The following is a 12,494-nucleotide window of genomic DNA, read 5'->3' as shown; positions in this document are numbered from 1 at the left end:
GCCCATGACGACCCGAGTGGCCCTCATCGGCGAGTGCATGATCGAGCTTCGGCATCTGTCGGCGGACCGGCTCGCGCTGGGCTACGCCGGAGACGTCTTCAACACGGCCGCCTACCTCGCGCGCAGCGCGGCCCCCGGCGCGGCCGACGTCCAGTTCGTCTCGGTCACCGGAGACGATCCGTACAGCCTGGCCATGCGCGAGCACTGGCGCACGTACGGGGTGCACGACACCTACACGCGCGTCCGTCCGGGCGGCAAGGCGGGGCTCTACCTGATCCGCACCGACGCGCGCGGCGAGCGCACGTTCCAGCACTACCGGCGCGGATCGGCCGCTCGCGAACTGTTCGGCCCGGACCAGCCCGCGGCGATCGACGAGGCCATCGCCGGCCACGACGTCGTCTACCTGTCCGGCATCACGCTGTCGATCATGTCTCCGACGGCACGGGACCGGCTCGTGGCCGTGCTGGCCGAGACCCGGCGGCGCGGCGGCCGGGTCGCCTACGACGGCAACTACCGCCCGAGCGGCTGGCCGTCGCCCCGCGCCGCCGCCGACGCCGCGAACGCCGTGCTCGCGCACACCGACATCGCGCTGCCGAGCCTGGACGACGACCGCCTCGTCCACGGCGACGCCGACGCGGACGCCTGCGTCGCCCGCCTGCGCGCCGCGGGCGTCCGCGAGATCGTGGTCAAGCTCGGCGCCGACGGCTGCGTGATCGCCGACGCGGGTTCGACGGAATGGATTCCGGCCGTCCCGGGCGCCACCGTCGTCGACACCACCTCGGCGGGCGACGCGTTCAACGGCGCCTACCTGGCCGCCCGCCTCGCCGGCGCCGCCGCACGCCCCGCCGCCGAAGCCGGCACCCGGCTGGCCGCCGAAGTCATCGGCCACCCCGGCGCCCTCCTCCCCGCCTAGGCCCACGCCGCCGCGTCGGCGAAGGGGAAGTGCTCGCCTTCGATGTAGCGCGGCTTCGGCTGGTAGGTGTTGACGCCGGGCTCGCCGCGCAGCAGCAGCGCGCTCGGGAACGGCTGCGGCTCGGCGGTGATCCTGGTCGAGGTGGGGATGTAGCGGATGGTGAGGCCGCAGCGCCGGTGCGGCGAGGTGTTGGCGTTGCTGCCGTGCATGATGCCGGGGTGGTGCACCTCGACGTCGCCCGGCTTGAGCACCATGTCGACGGCCTTCGACTCGTCCACGGCCACGTCGCTCTCCACGTTGAACACCGCGTCGTCGCCCTCGCGCTCGCGCACGGCGTGCAGTTCCTCCCGATGCGTCCCGGGGATGACGCGCAGGCAGCCGTTCTCGGGGGTCGAGTGGTCGACGGAGAGCCAGAGGGTGACGACCTGCATCGGGTCGAGGGGCCAGAACGCGCCGTCCTGGTGCCAGAGCACCGCCTTGCCCGTGCGCGGCGGCTTGGCGATGTAGTGCGACGCGAACAGGGCGATGTCCGGGCCGATGAACTTCTCGGCGATGTCCAGCAGCCGGTCGTCGGAGACGAGGCGCACCCAGAACGGGTCGCGTGCGACGAGCTCGGTGGACAGGTCCTCGCCGCTCCGTCCCGGGTACCGCTCCTGCAGCCAGCGCACGTGCTGGTCGGCCTCGGCGATCAACTCCGCGTCGAGAACGTTCCGGAAGATCGCGTAACCGTCCGTGTCGTACTTCTCCATGAGATCCATGGCGGCAAGATATCTAGAGAACAAGTCATCTAGTCAATAGACCGGAGGGCCCAACGTGATCCTTTCCTCGTACTTGTCACGTTTGAAGCGAGAAGAACCGCGTCGGTACGCGAATCCGTGGGAAAGCCACGCGCGGCGAAGTCTCGCCCCGGGCTCTGTACGCGGTAGTTTCGAAGCAGCGGGACTATCCCAGATAGGGAGTGACGTGACCGAGGAAACCGCTGCGATGCCGGCTAGTACGAAGTTGTCCCTGCGCGACGTGGTGACGGTGAAGTTGCCCGCCGCCAGTGCCTACCTGTCCGTCCTCCGGACCGCCACAGCGGGCTTGGCGGCCAGGCTGGACTTCACGCTGGACGAGATCGAGGACCTGCGCATCGCCATCGACGAGGCATGTGCGATGTTGCTCGCGCAGGCGGTCCCCGGGACCGACCTGACGTGCGAGTTCGAGCTGACCGGAGACGCCATGCGGATCTCCGTGTCGGTGCTGACGGTCGAGGGCAGGGAACCCAGCCGCGACACCTTCGCCTGGACCGTTCTCTCCTCGCTCGCGGGAGAGGTCGATTCGCGCGTCGGTGCCGACGACCGGGTGACCGTGACGCTGCAGAAGCGCCGCGGCGCGGCGGGGGCCCCGTGACGGAAAAGACGACGGTGGCCGGCAGCACCGGCAACGAGCGCTCCGACAGCGCGGTGCCGGATCGCGCCCGGGCCAGGGCCCTCTTCGAGCGGCTCGCCGAACTGCCCGAGGGAGACCCCGAGCGTCAGCGCATCCGCGACCAGCTGGTGGAGCTGCACCTGCCACTGGTGGAGTATCTCGCCCGCCGCTTCCGCAACCGCGGCGAGTGGCTGGACGACCTGATCCAGGTCGCCACGATCGGGCTCATCAAGTCGATCGACCGGTTCGACCTGGGCCGCGGCGTGGAGTTCTCCACCTACGCCACGCCCACGATCGTCGGCGAGATCAAGCGGCACTTCCGCGACAAGGGCTGGGCCGTCCGCGTCCCGCGGCGGCTCCAGGAGCTGAAGCTGTCGCTGACCAAGGCGATCAGCGACCTCGCCCAGCGGGAGGGGCGCGCGCCGACCGTCAGCGAGCTGGCCGCGCACCTGCAGATGACCGAGGAGGAGGTGCTCGAGGGCCTGGAGTCGGCCAACGCCTACTCCACGGTGTCGCTCGACGCCCCCGACTCCGGCGACGAGGACGCCCCCGCGGTGGCCGACTCGCTCGGCATGATCGACGAGTCGCTGGAGGGCGTGGAGTACCGCGAGTCCCTCAAGCCGCTGCTGGAGAAGCTGCCCGCGCGCGAGAAGAAGATCCTGCTGCTGCGGTTCTTCGGCAACATGACGCAGTCGCAGATCGCCGCCGAGCTCGGCATCTCCCAGATGCACGTGTCCCGGCTGCTCGCCCGCACGCTCGCCCAGCTGCGCGAGGGCCTCACCGCCGACGAGTGATCGAGGGTCAGGCATCGGAGCGGGGACGTTCGTCCGCGCTCCCGGTGCCTCCCCCACTCTCACCGCCGGCCGCGCCGTCCTCGCCGGTCGCGCGCTTAGCAGTCGTGCCCTTACCGGCCGCGTCCTTGCCGGTCGCGTCCTTGGCAGCCGCATCCTTGGCAGTCGCGCCCTTGGCGCGTCCGGCTTCGTCGCTCCCGTCGTCCTCGTTCTGCTCGTCCTCGTCCTGGACGAGCCAGGCCGTGCTCGGCGGAGCGAGCGCCAGGACGAGGGCGAGGACGGCGACCACGCCGAGCGGAACACCGATGAAGTACTGCTCGCTCTGCCACAGCGACCACGCCACCGGCAGCGCGAACAGCTGCGTCAGCACGGTCGGTGCGCGGCTCCAGGGCTCGGCGCGCAGCAGACCACGCGCGCACGCCAGCATCCCGGCTCCCCCCGCCAGCGCCAGCGTGGTCACCCCGATCGCGGTCGCGGGGTCGACCGCCTTGCCGAGCAAGGTCTCGACCCCGACGTAGAGGCCGAATCCGACGGCGGCCGCACCCTCCGCGGCCTCGAGGGCGGCGGCGGCGTTCACGGTCATGGGGCGCTTCGACACAACCCGAAACACTACCCGCACCCTCGCGGTACGCGGTCGCTGCCTGCCGACCCCGATGTGATGGATACCCTGACGCCGTGCGCGCCATCCTGATCGCCAACCCCAAGGCGACCTCCACCTCTCGGCGAGCCCGCGACGTCCTCGTGCGGGCCTTCTCCGGAGACCTCGACCTGCACGTCGCCGAGACGGGACACCGCGGCCACGCCGTCGACCTCGCCCGGCAGGCCGCCGTCGAGGGCTACGACGTCGTGGTGGCCATGGGCGGCGACGGCACGGTGAACGAGACCGTCAACGGGCTCCTGGCCGACGGTCCCTCCCCCGACCTCCCGGCGCTGGCGGTCCTCCCGTGCGGCAGCGCCAACGTGTTCGCCCGCGCGCTCGGCCTGCCCAACAATCCGCTCGCCGCGACGCGTCCCGTCCTGGAGGCGCTGCGGGCCGGACGCCATCGCAGCGTGGGCCTGGGCACCGCCTCCTCGGGCACCGGCACCGAGCGGTACTTCACGTTCTGCGCCGGGATCGGTTTCGACGCGGAGGTGGTCCGCGAGGTCGAACGGCGCCGGGTGACGGGCGCGAAAGCCGATCCGTCACTGTACGTGCGGACCGCGGTCCGGCATTTCTTCTCGGGCACCGACCGCACCCGCCCGGCGCTCACTCTCGAAGCACCGGGGCGCCCCGCCGAATCGGGGCTCTTTTTCGCGTTCGTTTCCAACACCTCGCCATGGACATACATGGGCCGGCGTCCACTGAATCTCAGTCCCCGTGCGAACTTCAGCCGCGGCCTCGATGTCTTCGGAATGCAATCCTTGGACGTCGTTCCGATGCTGGGAGCCGTCGCGCAGATGTTTCTCGGCGGTAACCGTCCCGTCCGGGGAAGGCGTGTGCTCAACGTGCACGACGCGGCGGAAGTCACGCTCCGTGCGGAGCGTCCCGTGGCCTTTCAGCTGGACGGCGACTACCTTGGCGAGCAGGAGTGCATCACATTCCGATCGGTGCCGAAGGCGATACGCGTCGTCATATGACGATGATCAAGATGCCCGTTAACGACAAAGCAACAAGCCCGACTCACTGATGTGACACATACGACACCCATACTTTGAGAAACGTTTCTCAAAGGTCTTGCGCCTGGCCGCGCGGCCCTGACACGCTCAAAGTGCGCCAGCCGACAGGGGCCCAGCGTCGTCAGCCACCTGATCGCAGCGCCGCAAACCACATCACCCCTGCTCACAAGCCATAGCGGCACGGGGTGTTCGCGACATGTGAAACCGTTCACAAGTGACGAAGGAGTGGAACCGCATGGACTGGCGCCACCGCGCAGCCTGCCGTGACGTGGACCCCGAGCTGTTCTTCCCGATCGGCAACACCGGGCCCGCGATCCTGCAGATCGAAGAGGCCAAGCAGGTATGCCGCCGCTGCGACGTCACCGACGCCTGCCTCCGCTGGGCCATCGAGTCCGGCCAGGACTCCGGCGTCTGGGGCGGCATGGGCGAGGACGAACGCCGCGCGCTCAAGCGCCGCAACGCCCGCGCGCGAGCCCGCGCCAACGCGAACGCGAACCTCTGAAGCATTTCCCAAGCACCATCCACATGCGCGCGAACACCTGACCGGCGCCGCCTCCGAACCCTCCAGCCGGAGAGCCCGACCGCCGAGCAGAACGCAAAGCGCCCATGGCATTCAGCCATGGGCGCTTGCGCATTTCCTCAGCCATCACGCGAGCGCGTTAACTGAGCTGGAGCGAGCCGCAGGCGAAGCTTCACGCGAAGATCGCGAAGCGATGCCGTGCTCGCCGCTTCGCGGTTCGATGGCCGAGCCGCCAGGCGAGGCCGTCGAGGCCGGGAGGCAATCAGCGGGGTGGGCCGCCTGGGCGGTTGGTGTGGTCGAGGGGGACGTCGACGACGACTTCCGTGCCTCCGCCGGGGCGGCGGCGGAAGTCGAGTTTGCCGCCCAGCTCGCCGACGATGAGCGTGCGGACGATCTGCAGGCCCAGGCTGTTGCTGCTCTCCACGTCGAATTCGGCGGGCAGCCCGACGCCGTCGTCGGCCACCGTGGCCACCAGCCGCCGGTCGTCCTCCTCCTCCGAGCGGTGGGCCACGACCTCCAGGGTGCCGTCGCGATGGTCGGGCAGGCCGTGCTCCAGCGCGTTCTGCAGGAGCTCGGTGAGCGCCATGGCGAGCGGCGTGGCGATCTCGGCGGGCAGCACGCCGAAGCTGCCGGTGCGCTTGGGGACGACCCGGGTCTCGGGGGTGGAGACCTCGCCCGCCATGGTGATCACGCGATCGGCGATGTCATCGAAGTCGATCAGCTCGTCCGGGGTGAGGGAGAGCGTCTCGTGCACGATCGCGATCGAGCCGACGCGGCGGACGGCCTCGTCCAGCGCGGCCCGGCCCTCGGGGATGCGCAGCCGGCGTGCCTGGAGGCGGAGCAGTGCCGCCACGGTCTGCAGGTTGTTCTTCACCCGGTGGTGGATCTCCCGGATGGTGGCGTCCTTGGTCAGCAGCTCCCGGTCGCGCCACCGCAGCTCGGTGACGTCGCGGACCAGCACGATGGCGCCGATGCGGGCGCCGCCGACCACGAGCGGGATCGTCCGCAGCTGCATGATCGACCCGTTCGACTCGACCTCGACCTCGCGCGGTGCCCGGCCGCTGAGGACGGCGGTCAGCGCCTCCTCCATCGGCTCGCCGGTGTCGCACAGCTCCGCCGTCACCTCGCCGAGGGACTCGCCGACGAGGTCGGCCTGCAAGCCGAGGCGCCGGTACGCCGACTGCGCGTTCGGGCTGGCGTAGGTCACCCGGCCCGTCCGGTCGAGCCTGATCAGCCCGTCGCCGACGCGGGGCGAGCGGAGCAGGTTGGGCTCGTCGCCCGGCGCCGGGAACCGGCCCTCAGAGATCATCTGGGCCAGGTCGCTGGCGCTCTGCAGGTAGGTGAGCTCCAGCCGGCTGGGCGTGCGGGCCGAGCTGAGGTTGGTGCTGCGCTGGATGACGCCGAGCAGCTTGGCCCCCCGGCGGACCGGGATCGACTCCTCCCGGACGGGGATGCCGCTGCCCCATTCGGGATCGCCCTCGCGCACGATGCGCCGTTCGCGCCAGGCCACGTCGATCAGGCCGCGCCGCCCGGTGCGCACGATCTTGCCGACCAGGTCCTCGGGATAGGCGGTCGGGCCGGTCGTGGGGCGCATCTGGGCGACCGCGACCCAGCCGGGCACCGACACGCCGGCGGGGTTGTGCCCGACGGCGCGGCGGGGGCGGCCGTTCTCGGCCGGCAGCGCCTCCGCCGAACGCAGCGGCACCCACAGCAGGAGGTCGGCGAAGGAGAGGTCGGCCAGCAGCTGCCAGTCCGACACGAGGGCGTGCAGCCACTCCACGTCGGTCTCGTTGAGCTCGGTGTGGTCGCGCACCAGATCGGTCAAGGTAGGCACCGGTCCATCATCGCGCATCCCCCTGCCTGCCCCGCCCCGCCGACCTGGCAGGATGCGGGGGCATGACCGACCCCCTGGCCAGGTTCCGCGCCGCCGCGCGACGCCGCGACGAGGCGGGGCTGCGCCGCCGGCTGCGCCCCCGTACCGCCGATCATGACGGCCTCATCGACCTGGCCTCCAACGACTACCTGGGTCTGTCCCGGGATCCCCGGCTGGTCGAGGGCGCCGTCGCCGCGGCCCGCGAGTGGGGCACGGGCTCCACCGGATCACGGCTGGTCACCGGCACCACCGAGCTGCATGCCGAACTCGACCGCAGGCTCGCCGCGTTCACCGGCAGCCCGGCGGGCCTCACCTTCTCGTCCGGCTACCTGGCGAACCTCGGCGCGGTGGCGGGCCTGTCGGGCGCGGGCACGCTCGTGGTCTCCGACCAGGTCAACCACGCCTCGATCGTCGACGCCTGCCGCCTGTCCCGCGCCCGCGTGACGATCACCCCGCACCGGGACGTGGCCGCCGTCGAGCGGGCGCTGGCCGAACGCGACGAAGAACACGCCCTCGTCGTCACCGACGCCGTCTTCTCCGTGGACGGCGACCTCGCCCCCCTCACCGCCCTCCACGCGGCCGCCCGCGCCCACGGCGCCCTTTTGGTGATCGACGAGGCGCACGCCCTCGGGATCGTCGGCGACGAGGGCCGCGGCGCCGCGCACGCCGCGGGCCTGGCCGCCGAACCCGACGTCGTCCTCACGCTCACGCTGTCCAAGTCGCTCGCCGCCCAGGGCGGCGCGGTCCTGGCCGACCCGGTGCTGATCGACACGCTGGTCGACACCGGCCGGGCGTTCATCTTCGACACCGGCCTCACCCCGCCCGCCGCCGGAGCCGCCCTCGCCGCGCTGGACGCCATCGAAGCCGACCCCGGGCTGCCCGCCCGCGCCCGCGCCGTGGCCCTCCGCATGGCCGAGATCGCCACAGATCTGAACCTCGAGACCGCGACCCCTGCCGCCGCCGTCGTCCCGGTCTTCCTGGGCGAGCCACAGATCGCCCTCCGCGCCGCCGAGATCTGTGCCGAGCACGGCGCCCGCGTGGGCTGCTTCCGTCCGCCCTCGGTTCCCAAGGGCAGGGCGTGCCTGCGCCTCACCGCCCGCGCGTCGGTGACCGAGTCCGACCTCACAACCCTCCGGACGGCCCTGACGGCGGTCTCGGGCTCTACCGGCCGTAGTCTGCACACGTAACATCGGGGACAACCGGTGGTGAACGTAAGGAGAGTCCGTGACGGAGGTCAGGGGTGGGCCCCGTCCGGGGCCCGGATTGGACGCGCTGCCCATGAGCGACCTCGGACGCCACCGCCCGGCGTCCGCCGCCCCGCGCATCCCCAAGTACTACAAGCTCAAGGAACTGCTGGTCGAGCTCATCCAGCAGCTTCCCCCGGGCAGCCCCCTGCCGCCCGAGCGCACCCTCGCCGAGAAGTACGAGACGTCGCGCACCACGGTCCGCCAGGCTCTGGCCGAGCTCGTCGTCGAGGGCCGCCTCCAGCGCATCCAGGGCAAGGGCACCTTCGTCGCCAAACCGAAGGTCTCCCAGGAGCTCCAGCTGGTCAGCTACACCGAGGACATGCGCCACCACGGCCTCCAGCCCGAGACCCGCATCCTGGAGATCGGCTACGTGAGCGCCGACGAGCGACTGGCCGCCCTCCTCGGCATCCGCCCCGGCGGCCGTGTCCTGCGCATCCACCGGCTCCGCCTCGCCGACGGCGAGGCCATGTCGATCGACACCTCGCACCTGCCGGCCCGCCGCTTCCCCGGCCTGCGCCGCGAGCTGCCCCGCCACCGGTCCCTGTACGAGACGCTCGCCACCGCCTACGACGTGCACCTCGCCGAAGCCGAAGAGACCATCGAGACCGTCCTGGCGACCCCTCACGACGCCCAACTGCTGGGCGTCGACGTGGGCCTCCCGATGCTCCTGCTCTCCCGCCACGCCTTCGACCTCACCGGGCAGCCCGTCGAATGGGCCCAGTCCCTCTACCGCGGCGACCGCTACAAGTTCATCACCCGCCTCCGCCGCGGCTAGAAGTCCACGGTGTTAAGCCACCGTTTCCCCCCGGTAACGCCACGCCCGAGGACCTTCACTGACCGTATCCGGCCAAGGCGATCGCCGCGCGGCACTTCCGTCACACCCAGCAACCGGATCACCCGTCCTGGGTACGCTCTGAACACACGATCCCTACGATGACCGGAGCAGATCGTGAACGAAGGGTCGCCCAAAGTGACACTCGTAGACATTCCGCCATACACGGCGGCGCTCCCTGACACGCTCTGGGATCACCTCAATGCCGAAGAGGGGGCGAAGGTCGAGGTCATCGGCGGCGAGATCTGCATTGACGGAGCGGCCCCGGCCGCCACTGCCCGACTCACCGAGAGCCCGCCATCGAACCCCTCGGGAGGTATGGGAGGAGAACCAGCACCTCTACGACGAGATTCGTCGTAAGTGGGAGGCCGAGAAACAGGAGGCGCCCGGTGGTCACGGGTGAGGCTGGGTGGGTGTGTTGGGCGCTGGGTGAGCGCCCGACACGTGTGCGCGGCTAGAGGGTCTGGGAGAGGGCTTTGATGGGCATCTGGAGTTCGGTGAGGAGCTCCAGGTCCTGTTCGGCGGGGCGGCCCAGGGTGGTGAGGTAGTTGCCGACGATCATGGCGTTGATGCCGCCGAGCATGCCGTCGCGGGTGCCGAGGTCGCCGAGGGTCAGTTCGCGGCCGCCCGCGTAGCGCAGGATAGTGCGCGGCAGGGCGAGGCGGAACGTGGCGATGGTCTTGAGGGCTTCGGTGCCTTCGACCAGGGAGAAGTTCTCGAACGGGGTGCCCGGGCGCGGGGTGAGGAAGTTGAGCGGGACCTCGTCCGGCTCCAGCTCGGCCAGCTGACCGGCGAACTCGGCGCGCTGCTCGACCGTTTCGCCCATGCCGATGATGCCGCCGCAGCACACCTCCATGCCGGCCTCCTTGACCATGCGGAGGGTGTCCCAGCGCTCTTCCCAGCTGTGCGTGGTGACCACGTTGGAGAAGTGGGAGCGCGCGGTTTCGAGGTTGTGGTTGTAGCGGTGCACGCCCATCGCGGTCAGCTCGTCGACCTGGGCCTGGGTGAGCATGCCGAGCGAGCAGGCGATGTTGATCTCGACGGCCTCGTTGATGGCCTTGATGCCCTCGCCGACCTGCTTCATGAGGCGCTCGTCCGGGCCGCGGACGGCGGCGACGATGCAGAACTCGGTGGCGCCGGTCTTGGCGGTCTCCTTGGCGGCCTCGACCAGCTCGGGGATGTTGAGCCAGACGGAGCGGACCGGGGAGGTGAACTGCCCCGACTGCGAGCAGAAGTGGCAGTCCTCCGGGCAGCCGCCGGTCTTGAGGGAGATGATCCCCTCGACCTCGACCTCCGGGCCGCACCAGCGCATGCGGACCTCGTGGGCCAGGGCGAGCAGCTCTTCGAGGCGGTCGTCGGGGAGGTTCAGGCACTCCAGGGCCTGCGCGGCGGACAGGCCCTTGCCCTCGTCGAGTACCTGGTGGCGGGCCACCTCGAGGATGTCGGTCACGGATTCTCCTTTGTGAGGCCGAAGCTATCGCGGAAGGTAGCAGCGTCGAACGCGCCGCCGAACGCCGGGGCGAGCGCCCGGTGCGCGGCGATCAGGAACTCGGCGGGCTCCAGGGCGCCCGCGCCGGCGGGCATCGCCCCGGCGAGCGGCCGGGCGGCGATCGTCTCCAGGTCCTGGATGTTGCTGCGCATGGCCAGATCGGGCTTCTCGGGCCACTCGCCGATCACGACTCCCGCGAGCTGGATGCCGCGGTGCGCCATGGCCTCCAGGGTCAGTGCGGTGTGGTTGAGCGTGCCGAGATCGGGCCGTGCCACCACGACCACGGCCGCGCCGAGCCACCGGGCCAGGTCGGCCACCGTCGCGCCCTCGTCGTCGTAGCGGACGAGCAGCCCGCCGGCGCCCTCGACGAGCACCAGCCGCCGGGTCTCCGCCAGCTCGCGGACGCGGTCCACGACCTTGGGCAGGCTGACGGGCGGCATCCCCGCCCGCCGCGCGGCCGCCGCCGGCGAGAGCGGATCCGGGAAACGCGCGAACTCGTGCACGTCGTCCATGGCCGCGAGCCGCCGGACGTCGTCGAGGTCGCCGGGCTCACCCGGCTCCACCCCGGTCTGCCCCGGCTTCACGACGGCCACCGGGGTGCCACGGCTCGCCGCCAGCGCGGCCAGCGCGGCGGTGACGATCGTCTTGCCGACACCCGTACAGGTTCCGGTCACCACGAGCACACTCACGAGCCGCACACTAGCGTGCGGTCAGTCGCTCAACCCTCGCGGAATCCCACAGTCTTGGACGCGCGGACTTTGTAATGGAACCCGCCCCACCTGCCGCGCGTCCAAGCCACATGGCAGCTCCATACGTACGGAGCCTCGCACCCGCGCTGATCGGCTTGCTGCTCCTCGCCGGTTGCGGCTGGGGCGAGGACGAGGTCTGTGCGCTATCCGACTGTGAGTCATGGACGCCGGAGCCCAAGAACTCGATACCCGCCGACACTCTGACGTTGCGGTGGCGGATGACCGGCGGCTTCGCCGGTCTGGGCGGCCCCGGAAGCATTCCCGAGTTCTCGCTGTACGGCGACGGCCGCGCTGTCGCGCCTCAGCCGGGCGCCGATTCGCCGGTCTCCGGCTTGGCGGAGTTCCAGCTCACGCGGGACGCGCTGAAACGACTGCTGGACGATGCCCGGGCCGCCGGTCTCGGACGGTCCAGAACGGCCGGCCCAGAAGACATCGCCGATGCCCAGGCGCTGGAGATCACCATGGGCGAGTCCCGGACGCGGATCATCCAACCCGACTCCCAGCCCACCGACCCCGCCGTGCGCCTCTGGAAACGTCTCCAGCCCTCCGCCTGGCCGGCAGCCGACCAGGAAGGCCCGCACGACACCTACGCCCCTCCCCAGATCGCTGTCATCTCTGGCGAGACCACGTCCTCGGGGAAGCTGACCAGGCCTTGGCCTCTCGCCCCCCTCGGCCAGGGCGAGCAGGCGGCCGGAGGGGTCTGCAAAGTGATGTCCACGCCAGACTCGGCCACCGCCAGAAAGCTCGTCCCAGACACCTACTGGCAGAGCCAGGGCAAAACCTACTCCGTACGCGTCCGCCCTCTCCTCCCCGACGAACACACCTGCAAAGACGTAGCCCGCGCCTGAAAGAGGGCCCCGATCGCTTGTCCAACGTGCGTTCATGGAGCCTCGGCACAGTGCCGACCCCGGCACCCTCGTCCGGCATAATCTGCCCGCGGGCAACAACGGCGCGCGAAGGCTGGAGAAGCATCCGATGCGCATGCTGTTCGCCGCCGATCCGGAGATCGCCTAC

The 12,494-nt window shown here is 70.8% G+C and carries 13 protein-coding genes; 8 read left to right on the top strand and 5 right to left on the bottom strand.

The window, feature by feature from the left end; genetic code table 11:
- The first annotated feature begins 4 nt into the window (after positions 1–4).
- Complete coding sequence (locus ACGFNU_RS07520; RefSeq protein WP_392591152.1) at positions 5–913, top strand: sugar kinase; 909 nt, start codon at positions 5–7, stop codon at positions 911–913.
- On the opposite strand, the gene ACGFNU_RS07515 is transcribed toward ACGFNU_RS07520, so the two are convergent.
- Positions 910–1,671, bottom strand: a complete 762-nt coding sequence (locus ACGFNU_RS07515; protein WP_392591150.1) for a phytanoyl-CoA dioxygenase family protein — start codon at positions 1,669–1,671, stop codon at positions 910–912. The genes ACGFNU_RS07520 and ACGFNU_RS07515 overlap by 4 nt on opposite strands.
- Before the next feature lie 205 nt (positions 1,672–1,876).
- Between ACGFNU_RS07515 and ACGFNU_RS07510 the strand changes: the two genes are divergently transcribed.
- Both ACGFNU_RS07510 and ACGFNU_RS07505 read left to right on the top strand, forming a co-directional pair.
- Complete coding sequence (locus tag ACGFNU_RS07510; protein WP_151566146.1) at positions 1,877–2,305, top strand: anti-sigma factor; 429 nt, start codon at positions 1,877–1,879, stop codon at positions 2,303–2,305.
- Positions 2,306–2,358: 53 nt separating this feature from the next.
- Positions 2,359–3,117, top strand: a complete 759-nt coding sequence (locus tag ACGFNU_RS07505; protein WP_026413784.1) for an RNA polymerase sigma factor SigF — start codon at positions 2,359–2,361, stop codon at positions 3,115–3,117.
- A gap of 7 nt (positions 3,118–3,124) precedes the next feature.
- On the opposite strand, the gene ACGFNU_RS07500 is transcribed toward ACGFNU_RS07505, so the two are convergent.
- Positions 3,125–3,697 carry a hypothetical protein gene (locus ACGFNU_RS07500; protein WP_392591148.1) on the bottom strand — a complete coding sequence of 191 codons (573 nt, stop codon included), beginning with the start codon at positions 3,695–3,697 and terminating at the stop codon, positions 3,125–3,127.
- Positions 3,698–3,789: 92 nt separating this feature from the next.
- Here ACGFNU_RS07500 and ACGFNU_RS07495 point away from each other — a divergent pair, with 92 nt between their 5' ends.
- Together ACGFNU_RS07495 and ACGFNU_RS07490 are read left to right on the top strand one after the other, a co-directional pair.
- Positions 3,790–4,731, top strand: coding sequence for a diacylglycerol/lipid kinase family protein (locus ACGFNU_RS07495; RefSeq protein WP_392591147.1), 942 nt, complete (start codon positions 3,790–3,792; stop codon positions 4,729–4,731).
- A 274-nt stretch (positions 4,732–5,005) separates the two neighbouring features.
- A complete protein-coding gene (locus tag ACGFNU_RS07490; protein WP_392591146.1) occupies positions 5,006–5,272 on the top strand; it encodes a WhiB family transcriptional regulator in 267 nt (88 codons plus the stop codon).
- A gap of 280 nt (positions 5,273–5,552) precedes the next feature.
- Here the strand turns inward: ACGFNU_RS07490 and ACGFNU_RS07485 are convergent, their stop codons facing one another.
- Positions 5,553–7,124 (bottom strand): histidine kinase N-terminal domain-containing protein, encoded by a 1,572-nt coding sequence (locus tag ACGFNU_RS07485; RefSeq protein WP_392591144.1) that lies wholly within the window; start codon positions 7,122–7,124, stop codon positions 5,553–5,555.
- A 62-nt stretch (positions 7,125–7,186) separates the two neighbouring features.
- Here ACGFNU_RS07485 and ACGFNU_RS07480 point away from each other — a divergent pair, with 62 nt between their 5' ends.
- Together ACGFNU_RS07480 and ACGFNU_RS07475 are read left to right on the top strand one after the other, a co-directional pair.
- A complete protein-coding gene (locus tag ACGFNU_RS07480) occupies positions 7,187–8,350 on the top strand; it encodes an 8-amino-7-oxononanoate synthase (RefSeq protein ID WP_392591142.1) in 1,164 nt (387 codons plus the stop codon).
- Positions 8,351–8,441: 91 nt separating this feature from the next.
- Positions 8,442–9,185: a GntR family transcriptional regulator gene (locus ACGFNU_RS07475; RefSeq protein ID WP_392593432.1), complete on the top strand. Its 744-nt coding sequence runs from the start codon at positions 8,442–8,444 to the stop codon at positions 9,183–9,185.
- A 511-nt stretch (positions 9,186–9,696) separates the two neighbouring features.
- Here ACGFNU_RS07475 and bioB read toward each other — a convergent pair.
- Entirely contained in the window at positions 9,697–10,692 is a 996-nt protein-coding gene (bioB, locus tag ACGFNU_RS07470; protein ID WP_392591140.1) for a biotin synthase BioB, read from the bottom strand.
- Positions 10,689–11,420, bottom strand: a complete 732-nt coding sequence (gene bioD / locus ACGFNU_RS07465) for a dethiobiotin synthase (RefSeq protein ID WP_392591138.1) — start codon at positions 11,418–11,420, stop codon at positions 10,689–10,691. The genes bioB and bioD overlap by 4 nt, the downstream gene beginning before the upstream one ends.
- Positions 11,421–11,530: 110 nt before the next feature.
- On the opposite strand from bioD, the gene ACGFNU_RS07460 reads away from it, so the two are divergent.
- Positions 11,531–12,328, top strand: coding sequence for a hypothetical protein (locus ACGFNU_RS07460; RefSeq protein ID WP_392591136.1), 798 nt, complete (start codon positions 11,531–11,533; stop codon positions 12,326–12,328).
- Positions 12,329–12,494: the final 166 nt, after the last annotated feature.

Origin of the sequence: Spirillospora sp. NPDC048911 (assembly GCF_043198015.1) — a bacterium.
Lineage (GTDB): Bacteria > Actinomycetota > Actinomycetes > Streptosporangiales > Streptosporangiaceae > Spirillospora.
Note: the sequence above shows the minus strand (reverse complement) of the source record. Positions and strands in the feature narration are given on the sequence as shown.